Raw genomic sequence first — 21,102 nt, 5'->3', positions numbered from 1 at the left:
GTTCGCCCTCCCCTTCATGCGATGAGTTCATTTAGGCATCCAAATGAAAAGACTCTTCCTCCCTTAAGATAGATGATCAGCTGATAAAAAAAAGAGATATGTAAATGATACCATATTTATACATAGAATATATTGACTTTTTTGTAACTATTGATTTTCTGCATCCCCCGTACGACGAGCCTCTCCCGACAGTAAAGCCATAAAGGCCGGCTTTCTTTCTCTTGGAAATTGGAAATTCGAATGGGGATTCATCCGCATTTCCTGCAGGCAGGAGCGGAATTAATGGGCCTGTTTCTTTTTGTCCAGAATCCGGTATTGAATCGCTTCGGCGACATGCTGCGGAAGAATGGCATCGCTCGACTCGATATCCGCTATCGTCAAAGCCAGCCGTAAAATGCGGTCATGGGCTCTGGCGCTTAGGCCGAGCGCTTCAAAGGCAGCCTGCAGCAGAGCATCGCACTCGGGGGTCAGCTTGCATATGCGGCGGAGCAGCTTCCCGCCAAGTTCGCTGTTGGTTCGGATGCCGGTTCCGGCATAGCGGTTGGCTTGCCGATTATGTGCGGCCAGCACCAGTTCCGACATTTCACTTGAAGATAAACTGCCGCTATGCTCTTTTAGCTGGGAATAGCCCGGCTTCGGAACTTCGACATGAAGATCGATCCGATCAAGCAGAGGTCCCGAAATTTTCGAACGGTACTGGATGATTTTTGCCGGGGTGCACGTGCAGACGTTCGTCTCGGAATCGGCACCAAGGAAGCCGCACGGACACGGATTCATCGCTGCGATGAGCATGAATTGGGCGGGAAAGGTATACACCGCTCTTGCTCTTCCAATCGTTACATGCCGATCTTCCAGAGGCTGCCTCAGCACCTCCAGCACATTGCGCGTAAACTCGGGGAGTTCGTCCAAAAACAGCACTCCTCTATGGGCCAGGCTGACTTCGCCGGGTTTGGGAATCGTCCCTCCTCCAACGAGGCCTGCCCCTGAAACCGTATGATGAGGCGATCGAAAAGAACGTCTGCGCAGCAGTGCGGAACGGTCGGGCAGCTTGCCCGATGCGCTGTAAATTTTGGTAACTTCCAAAGCTTCGGAGTCGGTCATCGGGGGCAGAATGGAAGGGATTCGCTTGGCGAGCATCGTTTTGCCGGTTCCTGGCGGCCCGATGAGGATGATATTGTGCATGCCTGCGGCTGCGATCATCATCGCTCTTTTGACTTGATGCTGTCCGCTGACATCTGCAAAATCTTCGTGATAAAGCCGAGTTTCGTCGGGTATTACAAAGTTTTGGCGAGATGAACAATGAGTGTCGTCAAATAAAAATTCGTGCCAGGAATTTTCATCTTTTTCTTTTAAATCGGCAAGACTCGACAAAGCGAATACTTCGACTCCGGCAATGAGCCTTGCTTCCTCCGCATTATATCCCGGCACGACGACGCGCCTTAAGCCCATAAGCTTTGCCGCATGCACCATCGACAAAACGCCTGCCACGGGCCTGAGCGATCCGTCCAGCGCGAGCTCGCCGAGCAGCAAAGTGCGTTCCCATTGCTGCATGGCGGTTTGCCCGCTCGCAACAAGGATACCTAATGCGATTGCCAAGTCGAATGACGAGCCTTCCTTTCGCAGGTCGGCCGGAGCCAGGTTCACCGTGATGCGGTCCATGGGGAAAGAAAACCCGCAATTTTTGATCGCGGAGCGCACTCTTTCAACCGATTCCCTGATTGCCGAATCCGGCAGACCGACCAGATTAATTTGCGGCAAGCCGCTGGAAATGTCCACTTCCACCTCAATAAGTTGTCCTTCGATACCTTGCAAGCAGGCACTTTTAACTTTTCCGTACACAAAAAAACACCTTCCCATCCGCAGATTGCGCAGCTATGGCAATCGCCGCGCCGCCGTTCGGATAAAAGGTGCTTCCTTATCGATCCTTCATGCCCTTTATTTTACATGAAAATAGGCGGAACATGCAAGCATAAAAAGGAGCCTTGCGCGAACGTTGTCCTGCGGACAACCGGTTCTCAAAAGGCTCCTTGAATATGTTCGATGCGCGGGGAATCCCCTGCTTCGGAAAGCTCAACCGAAACGACGTCAAAACGTACGCTCCGGTCATATATTTTGTAGCGGTGCAAATAAAACTGCGCCGTCTCTCTCACTTTCAGCTGTTTGCGAAGGTCGACGGACTCTTTGGCCGACCCGAAGCTTCCGGTAGGTCTTCTCGTCCGCACTTCCACAAACACAAGCACTCCGCCCGACTCGGCTACGATGTCGAGCTCCCCTGTCCTGCACCGCCAATTGCGCGCAGCAATGACATAACCGGCTTGGTGCAAAAACTGCGCCGCCAACTCTTCGCCCAAAGCTCCGAGCTGTTTTCTGCCGTCTTTGCGCGGGGCGGTCATCTGCTTTCCCTCATTTGCCGCATACGTCCGTCGGAGCGGTAAATAAAGCTCAGAACTTCGGCGACCAGTTGATACAGCTCAGGCGGAATTTCCTGATCCAGATCAAGCTTGGACAGCACTTCCACCAAAGAGGAGTCTTCCTGAACCGGAACGCCGTGCTCTCTCGCCTTTTGCAAAATCGTTTCCGCCATTTGGCCTTTGCCCTTGGCGACCAGGATAGGGGCTTTCTGGCGGTCCGGGGCGTACCGGAGGGCGACGGCTTTTTTGATCGGAGTCGGTTTATGGGGCGGCTGCTCCTGTCTCATGCCCGATAATCCACCCCTTTGTACGTTTTCGGTTGATACAGCGCTCTTGCATCGAGTTTGCCGCCGTCCGGCTGTCCGCCACTCTTCGGCGATTCACCCTCTTTGGACTGCGGCAATTCCGGAAACGGCGATACTTTCAGGGAGAAAAACTGGTAGCCCGCCTTGTTCAAGGCGGCGGATATTTCGTCTCGCGAGCCCTCGATCAGAGCGGCGACCGCAGGATGGTCATTATTGATGTGAAGACTGACAATTTTGTTCACAACCTGCACATCGACCAAAGTGCTGCCCATCGCTTTCATTTGCAAATCGAACAGCAGCCTGCAATTGTTCGCGTCCACCTCGCCGCGGCTTCCTTTGCGCGACTGGATGTGGACGGCCGCCGACTGCTGCCCGCTGCCGTCCAGAAAAGGAATGAACAGCGTCAAATGGGCGAACATCGACCCTTTATCGTTAGTCAGCATCAATTGCTGGCCGGTAATTTGCTGGATCGTTTGCTGCGCCGCCTCTTTGAGCGGCGCCGGCATGTCGTCCGAGGCTGCGAGCTGCAGCAGCAGGCTCTTCAGCGACTCGCCCGCAGGCTTCTCAGCCCCGTCCTGCGGATCGGTCCGGGCGATCGTGCCCAGCAGATCGTCCATGGCCTCCCGCGGGCGTTGCATCGCACTCGGGCGGTCGTCAAGCTTTGCGAGCCGGTGCTCGTGCTCCACGCCGACGGCTTTGAGCATGCGGCTGATCCAGTTCGGCTCCGCATCGGCCGCGCGCGCGTGCGGCGCGGCGCTCTGCGCCTCCGGCGAAGCCGGCGGCGCCTTCACGGGCGAACCCGCCACGGGCGGTTCGCCTTTCGCCGCAGGCTCAGCGCTTTGCGCCTGAGCCGCTGGCGGCTCGGCCACCCCCGCAGGGCGGGCGGGCGGCCCTGACGCCGGCGGCTGCGCCTGGCCGGCGGGGGTCGCCTCCGCGCGCGGCGCAGCGGCGGGCGTGTCCGGCGCAGCCGCCATAGGCGCGGCTGCGGGTTTGCCGGCGGCGGCAGGCGCAGCAGGATCGCCGCCGCCGGACGGCGGCGCTGCCGGAGCCGCCGGAGGCTCTGCGCCTGCCTGCGCAGCGGCAGGCATCGGCGCAGCCGCGGCCGCCGCAGGCTGAGGCGGCCGCGCGGTCCACGGAGCTGCGGCTGAGCCGCTCAGCTCCTTGAGCAGCGATACCACCTGTTTCAAGGTATCGGCCGACGGGTGCGCCGGCTGCTCCTGAAGCAGCGTTTCCGCCTGCTGCATGAGCCGCTCCAGCACTTGTCCCGCGGGCGGCCCCGAAATAACCTGCCGCAGGGCGGCGACCGTTTCCTGCGTAAGAGGAAGCCCGCGCTTGTAGGCCAGAACGGCCGCCTGCGTCCACTCTTCTTTGCCAACGCCCTCGGGAACCTGGCTCAGCAGCGAAGCAAAAGAGCGCACCGTTTCTTTCGTTAAAGGGACGCCTTCCTGCTGAATTTGCTGTACCATTTGCCGGTTCGTGGCATTGTCTTTCAATGAAAAATTTTTCAGCAATTCATTCATCGATTCGTCGGTAATTTGCACAACCGACGATGTGAGCGGTTTTAGCAAAATTTGCCCGCCGTTCGATTCCGGCTGAACTTGCAGCATCGTGACGTCGCCTTGCTTCAGAGGCGTCTCCAGCTTCGCGCGCACTTGTACGCCGCCGATATTAAGCAAAGCATCCTGCTCGCTTAGCAGCTGCAGTACAACGCCTTTAACGATTTGTCCCACTTTCAGCTCCAGCACTTTCGAATCCGACGCCTGCAAATCACCGACAAGACTGCGGATCAGTCCGCTGATATTCATTCCGATCACCTCATGCCATATAAATCCTTTGCCTTCTACTGAGTTCGCCTATCAGACTCTTATGTATAATATCGGCCCGAAGCCTTATTTTCTTTAAAAATCGATTAAAATAATTCCAATTCCATCTGCTCCGATTGCTGCTCGGCCTGCGCCATTACTTTGCGGATAAATAATTTGCGGTGAAGCGGCGCAGGCCCGTAACGCAGCAGCATTTTCCTGTGATGCTTCGTCGCATAGCCTTTATGTACGGCAATTCCGTATTCGGGATACTCCTTGTCCCAATCTGCGCACATCCGGTCCCGCGTTACTTTCGCTATGACGGAAGCCGCCGCGATGGACTGGCTGAGCGCATCTCCATGAATAATGGCCAGCTGCGGCGAATCGATGTCCACCTTTTCCGCATCGACCAGCAAAAAGTCCGGTTTGACGGACAGCCGTTCAACCGCTTGCTTCATGGCAAGTCTGGCGGCCTGCTTGATATTGATTTCCTCTATGACCGATACGCTGACGACGCCGACGCCGACCGCAACAGCTTCCTCCATAATTCTCTCATACAAAGCGTCCCGCTTCTTCTCGGACAGCTTCTTGGAATCATCCACTTCTTCCAGCACATATCCGGCCGGCAAAATAACCGCCGCCGCAACGACATCTCCGAACAGGCACCCTCGGCCGACTTCATCGATTCCGGCGATTCGGGCATACCCCTGGTCCCACAGCTGCTTCTCATGTTCCAGCACTGGCCACAGCTCCTTTCCATCCCTCCATTATAAAGCATATCGGAAGAGACCGGCATAAAAATTAATAGAGCCACATGTTTCCATCCATCCCCACGGCTTCCGCCTACGATTTCGCTCCATATTTGCGCAAAAAGACAGCGCCTGAACAGGCGGCTGTCTTTGTAAACACGTTTGTTTTCCCGGGCACTAATACTAGCGTGTCTCCGGCCGTTTGACTTTGTCGGGAGCTTTGAAATAGATGCTGTTTAGAATTTGAACATCAGCCGTAAACTCATGCTCCATCTGCGGAAACCATTGCAGCTTCCAGTTTTTGAGTTGATCGTCCGTCATTATTTTCCGAAAATATTGCCCAAGGCCCAGAGCATCCGCCTTTTCTTTTTGCAGCTTTCGGATTAGGGCTTTCGCCTTTTCCTCGATCATTTTTTCCAGCTTTTGATCGATTTCCGCTTCCGTGACATGGTATCTGTTTTCCGAGACTACGACTTTCAGGCTAATATGCGTGGTCATGCGAGGAACCGATCCGTCCCAACTCGCACGGTGCCGAATGGATGCCTTTTTGACCAAAACGCTGCTGTGTTCGGAAATCTCAATCGTTCCGCCCGTATATTTCTTATGAAAAACGTTATAAACCAAAGTATCCTCAGGGGAAATTTCCCCTACGATCCGATCTTTCCGCATGATGGCGCTGCCTTCAAAGTTATACAGCGTGTCGGTACCCTTGCTCAGAATCGGAATGGCCATATCTTCGGTATAGGAATTGATGTCCCGGTATGCTTCCCATAAGCGCAGTATCGTATTATTCGGCGTCCAGCCGGCCTGTTCGCTGAAATAATCGTACGACGAAAGCTCGGGGTTAGCTTGGATATGGTGGTGAATCACTTTATCGAAGTCTCCCCTGACGATGCCCAGCAATCCTTTGATCGAAATATCGTTGGCCTGCACGGCGTAATCGATAATATCCCCGATATCTTTCTGCGCCGTTTTCTCGCAAATTAAAAACAGCCGGATATGCAGTAAATCGATGCCTTTTTCAGCCTTGGTACGGATGTTGTCGACCGCTTTGTTGATCGTTGCCGAGCTGCTTTCCAGGTATTGCGAACCTTTCTTCTCCGGGCTCGGAACTTGCAAAATGATTCTGTAATTTTGCTCCTTTTCCTTGCAAATTCCCATGACAACAGGCATGAGCCTTTTGTTAATATCTTTCATATCCCAGCAGCCGGTAAGGATCGCTCCCATGAAGCTCAAAAGCAGCGCCGCGCTAATGCATGAACGTGAGATCAAGCGGGACTCCTCCTATGCCGCAAACTCATCATCCACACGATCAGCGGGATAATGCCGATACTGTACAGGCAAAACAGCGTATTCCAGGACACCAGGAGCTCCAGCCGGTCGATGTTGGAAATTACCACGCTGAAACCATACGACAGCACGCCCAGCATGATCACCGCCAATCCCCGGCGTTCGGGCATGAACAATTTTTGCACCAGCCTGCTCAGCATCCATAAGGAAAGCGCACCTTCCGCCATAGAAACCGCAATCATCGATATGACAAAAAAAGTAGGCAGCCAGTCGAATACAACCCACTCGTTATCTACCGTATCCGAAGTCAGCACGTTCGGGTAACGAAAATAGACGATCGATTCCTGTCCGAAAATGAGCATAGGCAAGTAAACGGAAGCGATTCCGAATGTAAAAAGAATGCCCAGCACAGCAACTACATGACGCAAAAGCAGCTTCTGCTTCAATTGGACGAATCCCAGAAACAAAAAGCCTGCATGAGCGAAAAGACTCGCATAAAATTCGGGCCGGCGAACAAAAGTCATCCGTGTATCCAGCAGAGGATAAATGTTGTTGAAATCGAAATTATTATAGCCGCTGATCAGCGAAAACAAAATTAACGGGAGCACGCAAATGAACAGCGTCACCGCCCCCCTTGAAACGGCCTCGATACCTTTCCACCCGGCATAAAACGGAATCGCATACAGCAGTAAAATGAAGACCATCGGGGTTTTAGGAAGCAGCAGCGCGCTGACCGACTCAAACTCGTAGCGGTGAATTAAATTGAAGCTTACGAACAAAAAGACGATAAAAGGAAACAGAATGACCCGCGTCATCCATTTCCCTGAAGCGCCTCTGCAAATATCTACAATATCTTGACCCGGATAAGCCGACAGTCCCTTGAGGTACATGCACATAAACAGCAATTCCACAAGAAAACCGGCAGCGACCGGTTCCCATTGCCCTTTTGGCGCGGCCTCGATAATTTTTACCGGGTATACATAGAAATACATCGATATATGGACAATGAAAAATAAAGTTAACGCCAGATACTTGTTCATTCCGATTTACCTCTTTTTGTTGTCAGACTCAAATAGGGAACTCCAAACGCCGAAACGCCGCCCAAATAAAAGCAAAACAATACGAGAGCGGACATCAGGCCAAGTATTCCGTAGAGCGCGCTGAGTGCAATGACGACATACTTATATATACGTATGGAAACCGTGTTCATATAAGTGCCCATCGTAAAATGGGCTATCGTTGAAGCCGCTACGATAATAACTAGAAAATAGCTGACCAATCTCGCCTGCACGACCGCTTGTCCGAGGATGATCCCGCCGATCATCGTAATGGTCGGGCCGATGCTTCTGGGCAGGCGGACGCTGGCCTCGATAACCATTTCCATGACAAACAGCATCAGCATCAATTCGACCAGAACCGGGTAAGGAACGCCTTCCCGCGAGTTGGTGATCGATACCGCCAGCTGAATGCGCAGCAGTTCGGGATTGACGGCGTTGAGGACGATATAGAGACCGGGCATAGAAATAGCTACGATCAGACTGATAACGCGAATCATCCGGTATAAATACATAAAAAGACGGGGCTGATCCTGATCTGTCTTCACTACCCAAAAATCCGATATGATCGACGGAAACGCGATGGAGAACGGAAATTGATCGAGGAAAATAACGACTCGGCCATCCATCAGATTGTACTTGGTCGTCGATGGAAGCTTGGAAGTCAAGTAAGTGGGCACAATGCTGAAACTGGGCTGCTTGAGCGCTTTCAGCAATCCTTGCACATCGGCCACGTCCATTTTCCTGTTCTCATGCAAGTACTCACTTATTAGATTGACGACATTCGGATCGGCCCGGTCTTCCAAGTACAGCACCGCCACTTGTCGCGGAATCGAAGCCCCCAGGGTGAACGTACGGACGGTCAGTTCTTTGGTTCTCATTTTTGTCCGGATCAGACTTATATTGATATTCATATTTTCCGTAAAAGCGTCGAGCGCCGACTGAATCGGATTTTCCGTCTCGGCTGCCGTAATGTTTCGGCCCGTTCGATTGGGGGTCGTATTGACCAGTATATTCTCATATCCGACCTGAGGAAATATGACCAGCATGCCGAGCAGCACGGACTCGACGAGCTCTGCCAAAGTAACGTCCACTCTGGACAAATGGGAGCGCGCGATTTGCTCCATCGGATCGTCGGCCATTTCCATATCGGGCAAACCGACCCGTAACAAGTCGATCGTGTTTTCATAATTGACCAGCGTCTCTAAATAACAGACGTGTAGGCTTGTGTTGAACAGCACGGCTTCTGCAAACACAAAATCGGCATTGTTTTCAAATTGCTGCTGAATATAGGCTTGTTTTTCGAACCTGCTCGTCGTATTCATATCTCCCACCTCGCCTTTATATTGTGAATTTTTCCAGGTTAGTATGCGAGACGGCGCAAACAGGAACGGCAAAAAGAAAAGAGACAACGCCCCCTGCGGCCAGGGATTGCTGCCTCTTTTTGCAAATATTTTTTTATCGCGTTATGTTTGTCTACACTTCCTCCGGCTTTTCCAGGCTGATGCGCCCGAGCTTGCCGGCCCGAAGATCCCGGATAATGATCAGAGATGCTTTGTCCAGATCCACTTTCCCGCCGCTCACGATTGCTCCGCGCTTACGTCCGACCGCTTCCATCACCTTAACGACCTCATTCGGGTCATCCAGATCGTCCGGCAGTTCGGAAATTCCGAAACGTTCCTGCAGGGCGTTCCCGTAGTGCTTCACCATATATTTGATGACGAAAAAAGCGATCTCATCCATATGCAGCAGTTCCTCTTTGATCGCTCCGGTTGCAGCCAGCCTCAATCCGACCATTTGATCTTCGAACTTTGGCCATAATATCCCCGGAGTATCGAGGAGATCCATTTCCGTGCCGACTTTGATCCATTGCTGCCCTTTCGTGACGCCGGGCTTGTCTCCGGTCGCCGCGATCTTTTTACCGGCCAGTTGATTGATCAGCGTCGATTTGCCTACATTGGGAATGCCTACGATTAGCGCGCGCACGGCCCGCGGGTTAATGCCTTTGCGGAGCTGCGCTTCGATTTTATGCGCCCACAATTCTTTGGCCCGCGGTAAAATTTGATTGACCTGCGTGCCGGTTGCCGCATCAATCGGCAATGCTTTCAAGCCCTGATCGGCAAAATAGCGAACCCACTCCGCCGTTGCCTGCGGGTCCGCCAAGTCCTGCTTGTTCAGCAGCACCATTCTTGGCTTGCCTTTCAATATTTCATCCACCATCGGGTTCCGGCTGGAGAGCGGAATGCGGGCGTCCAAAAGCTCGATGACGACATCGATCAGCTTGAGCTTATCCTCGATTTGCCTTCGGGCCTTGGTCATATGGCCGGGAAACCATTGTATGGTCATAATGTCACCTCAAAAATGTATAAAGCTGATTTTGTTTAGCGGCCAGAAGATGACCTCCGCACGGCCTACCACTTTTTCGAACGGCACAAAGCCTACGGACGGGTCGCGGCTGTCTTTGCTGTTGGAACGGTTGTCGCCCATGGCGAACAACTCGTTATCCGGCACTTTTTGCTCGGAGAAGTTCGACAAGTGATTGTACAAACGCCCTTCTTTCTGCGCCTGCGCTATCGCTTCTTTCAAATAGGGTTGATCGATTTCTTGGCTGTTAATGTACACTTTGTCGCCCTCAACCTTGACGGTTTCCCCTGGCAGCGCAATGACGCGCTTAATGTAATCTTTGCCTTCCGGAGCGTGGAAAACGATAACTTCGCCGCGTTTCGGCGCACGAATGTCATAAATGAGCTTGTTCACAATCAGCCTTTCACCCGTCAAAAAGTTCGGACGCATCGAGTCCCCGTCGACGATAAAGGGGGAAAATAAAAACCAACGAATAACAATGACCAGCACGCCGGCAATCGCCAGCGCTTTGATCCATTCCCAAGCTTCGTTTTTGGCCGATTTGGTTTCAGCCGGCGCCGCCTGCTGCTCTATGTAGGGCTTTTCTTGGTCTCTCTGTTCCATTACTGTGTGCCTCATTTCAGTTTTGGGTATGTAAGTGTCCGAGAAAACGAAAGGGAGACTTGCCTGAACAAGCCCCCCCGGTGTCTTATCGAATTTCTTTAATTCTCGCTGCTTTACCGCGAAGACCACGCAGATAATAAAGTTTCGCGCGACGAACTTTACCACGGCGAGCCACTTCAATCTTGTCAATCTTCGGAGAATGGAATGGGAACGTTCTTTCCACACCTACACCGTAAGAAATTTTGCGAACGGTAAACGTTTCGCTGATTCCGCCGCCGCGGCGTTTAATTACAACACCTTCGAACAGCTGAATACGCTCACGCGAACCCTCGATAACTTTTACGTGTACTTTCAGTGTGTCTCCTGGACGGAAATTAGGAATATCCGTACGGAGTTGCTCCTTCGTAATCTCTTGGATCAGATTCATAGTTGACTCCCTCCTTCCACACAGGTGTTCATGCCGCTCGTCCAATGTTGTCATTCTCAGTTGCTATGCGCAGAGGACCACCAGATTCAAACAGGTAATATCTTATCATAATACTATATGGTTTGACAAGATTTTTTTAGATGATTGCCCGCTTTACTGAGCTTTATTATCGGGGGTTCAAATAAAGCAGCAAAGCTTGCGGACATATGTACATGCTAGTGTTGACCACAAATGATGAAAATAACCGTATCTCAACGATAGAACGGAACGCTAGCTGCTCGGCCAAACGAAGGTCGATTACACCTATATTTTTCCAAAATCCAGCATGCTAACATGGAGTTGCGTTCATATCCGAAGAAAGGGATGCGAAATAACAGGCGTCAAGCTAATCATTTCATTTATGAAAGGATGATCATTCATGAAGAAAAAGGTATTTGCCGCACTTTCAATCGCTGCATCGGTATGTTTAGCCGCATTGCCCGTCAATGCCGCAGGGTACAAGTATTTTGAGTTAAATTCGCGACTCGACAAACTGTACTATCAAACCAATTTCATCCCGGGTTCGCATGCTCAGGTCAGTGTAGCTAACGGCGGGTTTTATCACCAGTATGAAAGCGATATCAATTACATTCTTTATGACGGTATCGGAAACGTGCTTGCAAGCGGCACTTTAATCCCGTATTACGATTACATCAATGATATAAGATCGGGCGAATCCGGCTTTGGAGGCGAATTCAACACCACTACAGGCGGTTTCCAACTGTATGTGGAATGTGTAAGTTCATCCAGCTGCTATGCCGAAAACTGGCTGGATGTAACGGACTAATAGCAATCGAGGCTGTCCCGCGAGCGGCTTTTAGCAGCCGAACGGTCAGCCTCTTCTTTTTGATCGGCAAAGCCGTGGGCAGCCCTGGAGTGTGCCAGAGACGCGGCTTACGCTTACCCCCTTCGGCTTCGGACTCCGACGATGTTTGGTGGGCGTTCCGCCAGCTACTTTTGCTCTTGTTCCCGGTTCCATTCTTCCGCCCACACCCGTTCTTCCTTGGAAAGCTCCCGGCCTTCCAGCAAATCCGGGCGCCGCTCCAGCGTGCGCAGCAGCGACTGTTTTCTGCGCCAGCGGTCCACATTCTCGTGATGACCGGATAGCAGAATGTCGGGCACTTCCCACTCCCGGAACTTGGCGGGCCTGGTGTAATGCGGATATTCGAGAAGTCCCGTGCTGAAGGAGTCGGTCACCGCAGACATTTCATTGCCGAGCACGCCGGGGAGAAGCCTGACTACGCTGTCTATAACGACCATTGCCGGCAGTTCGCCGCCTGTCAGCACATAATCGCCTATGGAGAGCTCGTCCGTCACCAAGTACTGCCTGATCCGCTCATCATATCCTTCATAATGCCCGCAAATGAAAACAAGATGTCCTTCGCCTGACAGCTCCTCGGCTTTCTTTTGCGTGAATGGCGCCCCCTGCGGGCACATCAGAATCACTCTTGGCTTCGCCGCCTCCTCGCCTTGCCGATCTTCGCGATCGCTATCACGGCGGGCTGTCAGATCCTCAACTGCAGCAAAGATCGGCTCCGGCTTCAGCACCATTCCGCCGCCGCCGCCGTAAGGCGTGTCATCGACAGTGTTATGCTTATTGTTCGAATACTCGCGAAAATTGACTGTGTTCAATGAAACAATGCCTTTATCGCGGGCTTTTCCCAATATGCTGGACGAGAATACGCCTTGAAACATCTCGGGAAACAGCGTCAATACGTCGATTCTCATTCCAGCAGCCCTTCCATCAAATGAATCCGAATCGTCTTATTCGGCACATCCACGTTCAGGATAACTTCATCAATAACCGGAAGAAGCAGTTGCCTTCCTTTGGGCAAAGCAACGACCCAGACATCGTTTGCGCCGGGCGTCAGCACTTCCGAGATCGCCCCGAGCTCTTCTCCCTCTTCCGTCACGACCTTGCATCCGATAATTTGGTGATAATAGTACTCGCCTTCTTCCAAAGGCTGCTGATACTTTTCTTCGACTTTCAAAAGCGAGCCTTTAAACTTCTCGACTTCATTGATGTTCGCAAATTGCGCGAACTGGACAATGTACATGTTTTTATGTAAGCGGGACGATTGCACCGTCACCGGCGTTTGCTTATTTTGGGAATCTACGATAATCAGGGCGCTGCCTTTGTCAAAACGCTCCGGAAAATCGGTCTCGGACACAATTTTCAATTCGCCGCGAATGCCGTGGGTATTGACGATTTTGCCTACGGTAAACAGTTTTTCACTCATACCTGTATGTTCCAACCTCCAAAAGTTGATCCCCGGAAGCCTCGAACCGAACCTTGAAATCGGGCTCAGGACGCTCAGCGCGGGGTGCATTACAATACAAGAAAAAGGTTAGGAACCAATCTCCTAACCCTGTTTCTTATGATACGATTTCTACAGCTACACGTTTGCTTTCTTTCACAGCTGCTGACGTGACAACGGTGCGGAGCGACTTGGCAATCTTGCCCTGCTTGCCGATCACTTTGCCGACATCGTCGGGATGAACGGACAACCGGTACTCGATCTTGTCTTCCTTCTCCACCACGCTGACACGCACTTCTTCCGGATGATCAACAAGAGCCTTAGCAATAACAGTGATAAGATCCTTCATGAACCCACCCTCCGAAAGCTACAGATTACTTCTGTTGTCTCAGCTCGTGAAATTTAGTCATCAGACCTGCTTTGCTGAACAGACTGCGAACCGTGTCGGAAGGCTGAGCTCCTGTTTGAAGCCATTTCAGCGCTTTCTCTTCATCAATAGTCACAACCGCAGGTTGAGCTACCGGATTGTAGATACCGATTTCCTCGATAAAACGACCATCACGAGGGGAACGGGAATCCGATACCACCACACGGTAAAAAGGAGCTTTGTGAGCACCCATACGTTTCAGACGAATACGTACTGCCATGAAAAATCACCTCCTACTCAAAGTAATCTCAAAAACTTCTCTGTATCAAAACGGGAACTTAAAGCCTTTCCCCTTGCCCAGCTTTTTCAGGCTTTTGGCCCCTTTCGGCCCCATCATGCCGGAAAACTGCTTCATCATTTTGCGCATGTCCTCAAACTGCTTGATGAACCGGTTGACCTCCTGGATCGAGTTGCCGCTCCCCAAAGCGATCCGCTTGCGGCGGTTCGCATTCAGCAGTTCCGGCTTGCTCTTCTCATCCTTGGTCATCGATTTCACAATCGCCTCGATCCGGGCCATCTGCTTGTCGTCGACCTTGAGATCTTTCATCCCCTTGATCTTGCCCGCCCCTGGCAGCATCTCCAAAATCTGATCAAGCGGACCGAGCTTCTTGACCTGCTCCATCTGATCGAGAAAATCGTCGAAGGTGAATTCGGCGTTGCGCATTTTGCGCTCCATCTCTTTCGCCTTCTCCATGTCGATGCCGGCCTGCGCCTTCTCGATCAGCGTCAGCATGTCGCCCATGCCGAGAATCCGCGAGGCCATCCGGTCCGGGAAGAACGGCTCCAGCGCGTCCATCTTCTCGCCCATCGCGGCGAACTTGATCGGACAGCCGGTCACCGCTTTAACCGATAGCGCCGCACCGCCGCGCGTATCGCCGTCCAGTTTCGTCAGCACGACACCGGTCAGCTCCAACTGCTGGTGAAAGCTTTCCGCCACATTGACGGCATCCTGACCGGTCATCGCATCGACGACGAGAAGAATTTCGTCCGGCTGCACGGCTGCACGCACATTCTTCAGCTCGTCCATCAAGTTCTCGTCGATATGTAAGCGTCCGGCCGTATCGATAATCACATAATCGTTGCCGTTATCCTTGGCATGCTGCAGGCCCGCTTTGGCAATCTCGACGGGGCTCACCTTGTCGCCCATGGCGAACACGGGAACTTGGAGCTGCTCGCCGAGCACTTCAAGCTGCTTGATCGCCGCCGGGCGGTAAATATCGCACGCTACGAGCAGCGGCCTGTGATTTTGCTTTTGCAGCAGTTTGGCCAGCTTGCCCGAGGAAGTCGTTTTACCGGCGCCTTGCAGACCGGCCATCATAATGACCGTCGGAGGTCTGTTCGAGCGGGCCAATTTGCTCTGCGTGCCGCCCATGAGCGCGGTCAGCTCTTTGTTCACGATATCGATGACAACCATGCCCGGCGTGAAAGATTTCATCACTTCCTGGCCGACCGCCTGTTCCTTCACCTTGGCGATGAAGTCTTTGACCACTTTAAAGTTGACGTCCGCTTCCAGCAGCGCCAGTCTTACTTCGCGAAGCGCTTCGCCCACATCTTCTTCCGATAGCTTGCCTTTGCTTCTCAACTTGCCGAACACATTCTGCAGCCGGTTTGCCAATCCTTCAAATGCCACGCGCTTCACCTCCTGCTTCTATTCAATCCATACCGATCATTGTATCAAAAAGCGAGCTTGTTTTCCTCTTCAGCTCGGGCTCGCACTCGTTCAGCAATTGCGCAAGCTCGTCGCGCAGCTTCATACGCTGTTCATGCTTATGCAGCAGCTTGAGCTTGTCTTCGTAATCGACAAGCGTCTGCTCCGCCCGTTTAATATGCTCATAAACCGCCTGGCGGCTAATGTCGAAATTCTCGGCGATCTCTCCGAGCGAGTAGTCGTCATGAAAATAAAGCTTGAGAAACGTTCGCTGCTTCTCCGTCAGCAAGGGCTCGTAAAAATCAAACAGCAGATTGATTCGGTTCGTCTTCTCCAGCATTTGATCCACGGGCACTTGCAACACCTCCGTAAAGGTCGAATACTTGACAGCAGCAACTTGCAGAACCTATCATACTCAATTCCGAAACCAATGTCAAGCATTTTACCTTGTCAGGCTGCAGCACAGCAAAAATCCCCCGCAGGCCGTTACGGCCCAGCGAAGGATTTGCTTCCGATCGTCAGCTTTCCACTTCTTCCTTCCGCTCGTTTATCCATTTGCCGAACAGCGCATGCACGAACTGCTCCGAATCGAAAGGCTGCAGATCGTCCATCTTTTCTCCGAGTCCGACAAACTTCACCGGCAGCGACAGCTCCTGCCTGATCGCGACGACGATGCCGCCTTTGGCCGTGCCGTCGAGCTTGGAAAGCACAAGCCCGGTCAAGCCGGTCTTGTCGCCGAACAGCTTCGCCTGGCTCAGCGCGTTCTGGCCTGTCGTCGCATCCAGCACGAGAATGACTTCGTGCGGGGCATCCGGAATTTCCCGCTGAATAACGCGATAAATTTTGTTCAGCTCTTCCATCAGATTCACTTTATTTTGCAAGCGTCCGGCCGTATCGCACAGCAAAATATCGACGCCGCGGGTCTTCGCCGCCTGCACGGCATCGTACATAACCGCGGCCGGATCGGCGCCGGATTGCTGCTTGATCACGTCAACGCCGACGCGCTGTCCCCACGTTTCGAGCTGTTCGATCGCCCCCGCGCGGAACGTATCGCCGGCGGCCATCAGCACCTTTTTCCCCTGAGATTTGAACATGTGTGCCATTTTGCCGATCGTCGTCGTCTTGCCGACGCCGTTCACACCGACGAACAAAATGACCGACAGCCCGTTCGGATTCAGGTTCAACCCCGTACCCGAGTCGCCTTTCAGCAGCTCGATCAATTTTTCCGACAAAATCGGCTGCAGCTCGCTCGGATCTTCGATTTTGCGCTTTTTCACCTCGGTGCGGAGGTCGTCGATCAGCTTGAGCACGGTATTGACGCCGACATCGGCGCCGATCAATATTTCTTCAAGCTCCTCATAAAACTCTTCGTCGATTTTTTTCCGGCGGCTGAACAAATCGTCTACCCGCTCGACAAAAGCGTCTCTCGTCTTCGACAGACCTTCCTTGAACTTGTTCGTCACCGCTTCCGCTTTGCTGGAAATGCTCTCTTTTAAACGTTTGAAAAAACTCATGATCTCACCTGGCTCCCCACTTGATCTATATATTCACTTAAGCCGAAAAGGCCGGCTCGTCGTCTTCCAGACGGACGGAGACAAGCTTGGATACGCCGCCTTCCTGCATCGTCACGCCGTACAGCACGTCAGCTTCTTCCATCGTCCCTTTGCGGTGCGTAACGACGATAAACTGCGTCATTTCGGAGAATTCACGCAAATATTCGGCAAAACGGGACACATTCGCTTCGTCGAGCGCCGCTTCGACCTCATCGAGCACGCAGAAAGGCACTGGCTTGACGCGTATGATCGAGAACAGCAGCGCAATCGCCGTTAGCGCCCGCTCCCCGCCGGAGAGAAGCTGAAGGTTTTGCAGCTTTTTGCCCGGCGGCTGGGCCACGATTTCGATGCCCGTATCGAGCAGATTGTCCGGCTCCGACAAAATCAGGTCCGCGCGGCCGCCGCCGAACAGCTTGGCGAACACAACGACAAAATGCGAGCGAATCTCGTCAAACGTCGTTTTGAACCGTTTGGACATCTCCTGATCCATTTCGCGGATCACCTGGTACAGCGTAGTTTTCGCTTCGATCAGATCGTTTTTTTGCCCGTTCAGAAAATCGTAGCGTTCCGAAACGCGGGCAAATTCCTCAATGGCGCCGAGGTTGACATCACCCAGCGCGGCAATTTCCCGCTTCAGCTCGCGCACCTTGCTTTGGGTGCCAATCACGTCCTCGGGAACCGGATAGCGCTCTTTGGCCAACTCGTAGCTCAGCTCGTATTCTTCGGCCAGCTTCTTGAGCAAGTTTTCAAGCTCTACGTCCAGGCGGTTTACCCGCACTTCCGTCTGGCGCAGCTGCTCTTCCACCTGCTTCAGCTGCGCGCGCTGCGTACGGGTTTCGTTCTCCTCCTGCTCCAGCTTCTGGAGCCAGTCCGCCCGTTCGGCGCGTTTGAAATCAATCTGCTCCGCGCACTGCTGCTTCCGCAGCTTCAGATCGTTGAGCAGCTCGATTTGCAGCACGGTTTCCCGATCCAGGGCCACGATCTCGCCTTCCAACTGCTCAAGCAGCTGCCGATTCGTCGCCATCTCCTGAACGGCACCGGCAAGGTCCTGCTGCAAGCGCCTCTGCTGGTCCTGAAGCGACTGCTTTTCCTGCGAAATCGAAGCGACTTTTACCTTCAGATCGGTCAGCTGCGTCTGCAGCTCCTCCTTTTGCGATTCGCTCGCTTTGCGCGTAATTTCCGCGTCGCGAATCGCCTGATGCAGCGATGCTTCTTCCTGCTGCAATTCGGCGAGCGCCTGCTCCGCTTCCGTTTTCTTCCGCGTAAAGTCGGCCTGCTCCGCCAGCAGCGTATCCCGGTCCTGGCTGCCGTGCGAAAGCTGCTCTTCCACCGTGCGGCTCTCCGCCTCCAGAGGGTTCAGCTCGGCCAGCATTTGCTGCTCGGCAATCCGCAGTTGTTCGCCCGTTTGGCGCAGCTGTTCCATATTCATCATATCGTCCGTAATTTCCCGCTTCATTACGCTTGTCTTGTCGCGAAGCGCAGCAAGCTGGCTGTCGGAAGTGCGGATCTCCTGATCCAGCTCTTCGATTTGCCGCTGACGGCCAAGCAGGTTGGTCGTTTTCTTTTGCAAACTCCCCCCCGTCATCGAACCGCCCGGATTGACAATATCGCCTTCCAGCGTGACGACGCGGTAGCGGTACTGCCCTTTGGCGGCGATATGGTTCGCATCTTCAAGGCTTTGGGCTACGATAACATTTCCGAGCAAGCTGGAAAAAATATTTTGATATATAGGATCAAATTCGACCAGATTGACGGCCAGTCCGACAAAGCCTTTGGCCGATTTCAAGGCGCCCATCTCGCTTTCCGGAATAGAACGCCCGCGGATGACATTCATCGGAAGGAACGTCGCACGGCCCATTTGGCGCCGCTTCAGGAAAGCAATCGCTTCCCGCCCGTTCTCTTCCGTTTCGACGACGATGTTTTGCAGCGCTCCCCCGAAGGCGGTCTCGATCGCGATTTCCACGTCGGCCGGCACTTTCACCAGCTCGGCGACTGCGCCGCGGATCCCGCGCAGGTCTTTGCGGTTTTTGGCCTTGAGCACTTCTTTGACGCCCTGCATGAAGCCGTCGTAGTCGTTCGCCATCTCCTTCATCGTATCGCGCCGGGAAGTGAGCGCATCGAGCTTCTGCTCCCATTTGCGCAGCATGCCCTGCGCTTCGTCAAGCAGGCCTTGCTTGCTCTTCAAATTTTGCGTCAAGCTGGCATAGCGGCTCCGAACCTCATCGATTTCCCGGACGGTTTGTTCCAGCTTCGCTGCAAGCTCCTGCTTGCGAAGCGCAATTTTCTCCCGCTGGTCCGCCCATTTTTGCCCTTCTTCGTCAAGCCTTTCCAGCCGGCGGCCGAGACTTTCCGTCTGCTGCTCGGCATAACGGATCTCATTGCGGGCCTGCGCCATCCGGTTGAGCGTTTCGAGCAGCTCGCCCTTCAACTGATCCTCGGGAGCCGAACTGATCCCCCCGTTCACGCCCAGCAGGCGCTCCTCTTCCGCGGATAGCTTCGCCTGAAACTCAAAAAGCTGTGCGCCGATCGCGATAATCTTCTCCCGCTGCTCGGCCAGCTCCGCTTCCTTGTCCGCTTTCCGCTGTTCCTGCAGCGCGATGGTGCCGGTAAGCTGCGCGCGGTTAGCGGCAAAGTTCCTTTTCCGCTCCTTCAGCACCTCGCCGTGGCCTTCGCATTTCTCAAACTCTTCGCTCAGCACGAGCAGGCTTTCCTGAAGCTTCTCCAGCTCTTCCTCCAGCCGGCGCGTTTCCCAGCGGTGCTTTTCCAGCTTCGCGTCATGCTGATTGACGACCGTGGACAGCTCCGTCTCTTCCGCTTGCAGCTTTTGCAGCTTTTGCTTCGCTTCGTTCCACGATACATAAATTTGATCGATCTGGTGCACGTACATCGAGATTTCGCTGCTTTTCAATTGCTCGCGCAGCTCCTTGTAGCGGATCGCCTTCTCCGACTGCTCGCGCAGCGGCTCAATCTGATCCTCCAGCTCGGACACGAGATCGTGTATGCGCAGCAAGTTTTGCTCCGTATCGTTCAGCTTCTTCTCGGCTTCGCGTTTGCGCGATTTATATTTGACAATCCCCGAGGCCTCTTCAAAAATACCGCGGCGATCTTCCGATTTCGTACTCAAAATTTCTTCAATCCGGCCTTGTCCGATAATCGAATACGCTTCCTTGCCGATTCCCGTATCCATGAACAGCTCGGTAATGTCCTTCAGACGGCACGGCTGCTTGTTGATCAAATATTCGCTTTCCCCGCTGCGGTGAACCCGTCTTGTAACCGTCACTTCGCTGAAATCGAGCGGCAAAGACTGCGAACCGTTATCCAGGGTCAGCGACACTTCGCCGTAATTGACCGCCCGCCGCGCATCGCTGCCTGCAAAGATGACGTCTTCCATCTTGCCGCCGCGCAAAGACTTCGCGCTCTGCTCGCCAAGAACCCAGCGGATACCGTCGGAAATGTTGCTTTTCCCGCTGCCGTTCGGCCCTACCACCGCGGTAATTCCGCGGACGAATTCCAGCTCCGTCCTGTCTGCGAATGATTTGAACCCGGATAATTCAATCCGTTTTAAAAACATGGTCTCACCTCATGCCTTATTGTACCATATCCCTTATGAAAATAAGAGATCAACGTCGCCCATAAATGAGATAAATCACTTTGGAGATCTCTCAAAAATGGGCGACCCCTCACAACCGGGCCGATAGCATCGGCTAACTGGCCGGGCGGTCGGAAAAAGCCTGCAAAAATACATCTTTTTGCTTGTTGATACGCTGGCAACGAAGAATTCCTGCAAAAGTGCAGGCTTTTCATCGATCTTCGGGGCTTAGGGGCATTTTCAATCGAAAATTCCTGCACAATCGCAGGCTTTTCTCTAAAATGAACCCTTTTGGCGGAAAAAAACTGCATTTTCGCAGGTTTTTGCCGGTTCGGCCAGGCTCGGACTGCCGGGCCTTTTTCGCAACACGCACTGCGCGGTGTTGCGCCACAACCCGCGCCGGGAGAGCGCGTCTGTTCCTCTTCGGCCGGCGTCGGCAAAAAGGAGGGGTCTCCCCAATGTTGTCAGGTTAGTAGATTTTGGTATAGTAGAGGTAAACGATAGAAACGGATGATAGCGCGTGAAAAAAACGGAAAAACGGCCTTATCCCGTGTGCTTAACAAGATGAAAAGCGACGAATTC

Annotated in this window: 20 protein-coding genes; 1 reads left to right on the top strand and 19 read right to left on the bottom strand. The window is 53.1% G+C overall.

Features of this window, described 5'->3' with window-relative positions:
• Nucleotides 1-279: 279 nt before the first annotated feature.
• The 11 genes from AC3G2T_RS37265 to rplS form a co-directional block, all read right to left on the bottom strand.
• Nucleotides 280-1,839: a YifB family Mg chelatase-like AAA ATPase gene (locus tag AC3G2T_RS37265; RefSeq protein ID WP_488438611.1), complete on the bottom strand. Its 1,560-nt coding sequence runs from the start codon at nucleotides 1,837-1,839 to the stop codon at nucleotides 280-282.
• Between the two features lie 176 nt (nucleotides 1,840-2,015).
• On the bottom strand, nucleotides 2,016-2,393 hold the full coding sequence (locus AC3G2T_RS37260; protein ID WP_474683255.1) for a YraN family protein: 378 nt from the start codon (nucleotides 2,391-2,393) through the stop codon (nucleotides 2,016-2,018).
• Nucleotides 2,390-2,698, bottom strand: coding sequence for an EscU/YscU/HrcU family type III secretion system export apparatus switch protein (locus AC3G2T_RS37255; RefSeq protein ID WP_474683256.1), 309 nt, complete (start codon nucleotides 2,696-2,698; stop codon nucleotides 2,390-2,392). Before AC3G2T_RS37255 ends, AC3G2T_RS37260 begins: the two co-directional genes overlap by 4 nt.
• Complete coding sequence (locus AC3G2T_RS37250; RefSeq protein ID WP_488438610.1) at nucleotides 2,695-4,521, bottom strand: hypothetical protein; 1,827 nt, start codon at nucleotides 4,519-4,521, stop codon at nucleotides 2,695-2,697. The genes AC3G2T_RS37255 and AC3G2T_RS37250 overlap by 4 nt, the downstream gene beginning before the upstream one ends.
• A gap of 104 nt (nucleotides 4,522-4,625) precedes the next feature.
• Nucleotides 4,626-5,258 carry a ribonuclease HII gene (gene rnhB / locus AC3G2T_RS37245; protein WP_488438609.1) on the bottom strand — a complete coding sequence of 211 codons (633 nt, stop codon included), beginning with the start codon at nucleotides 5,256-5,258 and terminating at the stop codon, nucleotides 4,626-4,628.
• A gap of 192 nt (nucleotides 5,259-5,450) precedes the next feature.
• Nucleotides 5,451-6,539 (bottom strand): Ger(x)C family spore germination protein, encoded by a 1,089-nt coding sequence (locus AC3G2T_RS37240; protein WP_488438608.1) that lies wholly within the window; start codon nucleotides 6,537-6,539, stop codon nucleotides 5,451-5,453.
• Entirely contained in the window at nucleotides 6,536-7,597 is a 1,062-nt protein-coding gene (locus AC3G2T_RS37235; RefSeq protein ID WP_488438607.1) for a GerAB/ArcD/ProY family transporter, read from the bottom strand. Before AC3G2T_RS37235 ends, AC3G2T_RS37240 begins: the two co-directional genes overlap by 4 nt.
• A complete protein-coding gene (locus AC3G2T_RS37230) occupies nucleotides 7,594-8,937 on the bottom strand; it encodes a spore germination protein (protein ID WP_488438606.1) in 1,344 nt (447 codons plus the stop codon). Before AC3G2T_RS37230 ends, AC3G2T_RS37235 begins: the two co-directional genes overlap by 4 nt.
• Before the next feature lie 151 nt (nucleotides 8,938-9,088).
• A complete protein-coding gene (gene ylqF, locus AC3G2T_RS37225) occupies nucleotides 9,089-9,958 on the bottom strand; it encodes a ribosome biogenesis GTPase YlqF (protein WP_474687237.1) in 870 nt (289 codons plus the stop codon).
• A 9-nt stretch (nucleotides 9,959-9,967) separates the two neighbouring features.
• Complete coding sequence (gene lepB, locus AC3G2T_RS37220) at nucleotides 9,968-10,579, bottom strand: signal peptidase I (RefSeq protein WP_474687238.1); 612 nt, start codon at nucleotides 10,577-10,579, stop codon at nucleotides 9,968-9,970.
• 85 nt (nucleotides 10,580-10,664) lie between these two features.
• Complete coding sequence (rplS, locus tag AC3G2T_RS37215) at nucleotides 10,665-11,006, bottom strand: 50S ribosomal protein L19 (RefSeq protein WP_379306380.1); 342 nt, start codon at nucleotides 11,004-11,006, stop codon at nucleotides 10,665-10,667.
• A 418-nt stretch (nucleotides 11,007-11,424) separates the two neighbouring features.
• On the opposite strand from rplS, the gene AC3G2T_RS37210 reads away from it, so the two are divergent.
• Nucleotides 11,425-11,832, top strand: a complete 408-nt coding sequence (locus AC3G2T_RS37210; RefSeq protein WP_488438605.1) for a hypothetical protein — start codon at nucleotides 11,425-11,427, stop codon at nucleotides 11,830-11,832.
• Between the two features lie 164 nt (nucleotides 11,833-11,996).
• On the opposite strand, the gene trmD is transcribed toward AC3G2T_RS37210, so the two are convergent.
• The 8 genes from trmD to smc all read right to left on the bottom strand — a co-directional run bounded on the left by trmD (nucleotide 11,997) and on the right by smc (nucleotide 20,502).
• Nucleotides 11,997-12,773 (bottom strand): tRNA (guanosine(37)-N1)-methyltransferase TrmD, encoded by a 777-nt coding sequence (trmD, locus tag AC3G2T_RS37205; protein WP_488438604.1) that lies wholly within the window; start codon nucleotides 12,771-12,773, stop codon nucleotides 11,997-11,999.
• Nucleotides 12,770-13,285 (bottom strand): ribosome maturation factor RimM, encoded by a 516-nt coding sequence (rimM, locus tag AC3G2T_RS37200; protein WP_488438603.1) that lies wholly within the window; start codon nucleotides 13,283-13,285, stop codon nucleotides 12,770-12,772. Before rimM ends, trmD begins: the two co-directional genes overlap by 4 nt.
• A gap of 136 nt (nucleotides 13,286-13,421) precedes the next feature.
• Nucleotides 13,422-13,652 (bottom strand): KH domain-containing protein, encoded by a 231-nt coding sequence (locus tag AC3G2T_RS37195; protein WP_474687243.1) that lies wholly within the window; start codon nucleotides 13,650-13,652, stop codon nucleotides 13,422-13,424.
• A 25-nt stretch (nucleotides 13,653-13,677) separates the two neighbouring features.
• Nucleotides 13,678-13,950: a 30S ribosomal protein S16 gene (gene rpsP / locus AC3G2T_RS37190; protein ID WP_474687245.1), complete on the bottom strand. Its 273-nt coding sequence runs from the start codon at nucleotides 13,948-13,950 to the stop codon at nucleotides 13,678-13,680.
• Between the two features lie 45 nt (nucleotides 13,951-13,995).
• Nucleotides 13,996-15,360 (bottom strand): signal recognition particle protein, encoded by a 1,365-nt coding sequence (ffh, locus tag AC3G2T_RS37185; RefSeq protein WP_474687247.1) that lies wholly within the window; start codon nucleotides 15,358-15,360, stop codon nucleotides 13,996-13,998.
• A 22-nt stretch (nucleotides 15,361-15,382) separates the two neighbouring features.
• Nucleotides 15,383-15,718, bottom strand: a complete 336-nt coding sequence (locus tag AC3G2T_RS37180) for a putative DNA-binding protein (RefSeq protein WP_474687251.1) — start codon at nucleotides 15,716-15,718, stop codon at nucleotides 15,383-15,385.
• A gap of 178 nt (nucleotides 15,719-15,896) precedes the next feature.
• Nucleotides 15,897-16,892 (bottom strand): signal recognition particle-docking protein FtsY, encoded by a 996-nt coding sequence (gene ftsY, locus AC3G2T_RS37175; RefSeq protein ID WP_488438602.1) that lies wholly within the window; start codon nucleotides 16,890-16,892, stop codon nucleotides 15,897-15,899.
• Nucleotides 16,893-16,929: 37 nt separating this feature from the next.
• Nucleotides 16,930-20,502, bottom strand: coding sequence for a chromosome segregation protein SMC (gene smc / locus AC3G2T_RS37170; RefSeq protein WP_488438601.1), 3,573 nt, complete (start codon nucleotides 20,500-20,502; stop codon nucleotides 16,930-16,932).
• Nucleotides 20,503-21,102 lie beyond the last annotated feature (600 nt).

It is taken from the genome of Paenibacillus sp. sgz302191, from assembly GCF_057749925.1.
Note: the sequence above shows the minus strand (reverse complement) of the source record. Positions and strands in the feature narration are given on the sequence as shown.

Bases quoted from the DNA above. Each gene is read 5' to 3' on its own strand.
- rpsP (WP_474687245.1), bottom strand. From the start codon at position 13,950: ATGGCAGTACGTATTCGTCTGAAACGTATGGGTGCTCACAAAGCTCCT.
- AC3G2T_RS37210 (WP_488438605.1), top strand. From the start codon at position 11,425: ATGAAGAAAAAGGTATTTGCCGCACTTTCAATCGCTGCATCGGTATGT.
- rimM (WP_488438603.1), bottom strand. From the start codon at position 13,285: ATGAGTGAAAAACTGTTTACCGTAGGCAAAATCGTCAATACCCACGGC.
- trmD (WP_488438604.1), bottom strand. From the start codon at position 12,773: ATGAGAATCGACGTATTGACGCTGTTTCCCGAGATGTTTCAAGGCGTA.
- AC3G2T_RS37255 (WP_474683256.1), bottom strand. From the start codon at position 2,698: ATGAGACAGGAGCAGCCGCCCCATAAACCGACTCCGATCAAAAAAGCC.
- smc (WP_488438601.1), bottom strand. From the start codon at position 20,502: ATGTTTTTAAAACGGATTGAATTATCCGGGTTCAAATCATTCGCAGAC.
- AC3G2T_RS37250 (WP_488438610.1), bottom strand. From the start codon at position 4,521: ATGAATATCAGCGGACTGATCCGCAGTCTTGTCGGTGATTTGCAGGCG.
- AC3G2T_RS37230 (WP_488438606.1), bottom strand. From the start codon at position 8,937: ATGAATACGACGAGCAGGTTCGAAAAACAAGCCTATATTCAGCAGCAA.
- AC3G2T_RS37235 (WP_488438607.1), bottom strand. From the start codon at position 7,597: ATGAACAAGTATCTGGCGTTAACTTTATTTTTCATTGTCCATATATCG.
- ylqF (WP_474687237.1), bottom strand. From the start codon at position 9,958: ATGACCATACAATGGTTTCCCGGCCATATGACCAAGGCCCGAAGGCAA.
- ftsY (WP_488438602.1), bottom strand. From the start codon at position 16,892: ATGAGTTTTTTCAAACGTTTAAAAGAGAGCATTTCCAGCAAAGCGGAA.
- rplS (WP_379306380.1), bottom strand. From the start codon at position 11,006: ATGAATCTGATCCAAGAGATTACGAAGGAGCAACTCCGTACGGATATT.
- AC3G2T_RS37260 (WP_474683255.1), bottom strand. From the start codon at position 2,393: ATGACCGCCCCGCGCAAAGACGGCAGAAAACAGCTCGGAGCTTTGGGC.
- AC3G2T_RS37195 (WP_474687243.1), bottom strand. From the start codon at position 13,652: ATGAAGGATCTTATCACTGTTATTGCTAAGGCTCTTGTTGATCATCCG.
- AC3G2T_RS37180 (WP_474687251.1), bottom strand. From the start codon at position 15,718: ATGCTGGAGAAGACGAACCGAATCAATCTGCTGTTTGATTTTTACGAG.
- lepB (WP_474687238.1), bottom strand. From the start codon at position 10,579: ATGGAACAGAGAGACCAAGAAAAGCCCTACATAGAGCAGCAGGCGGCG.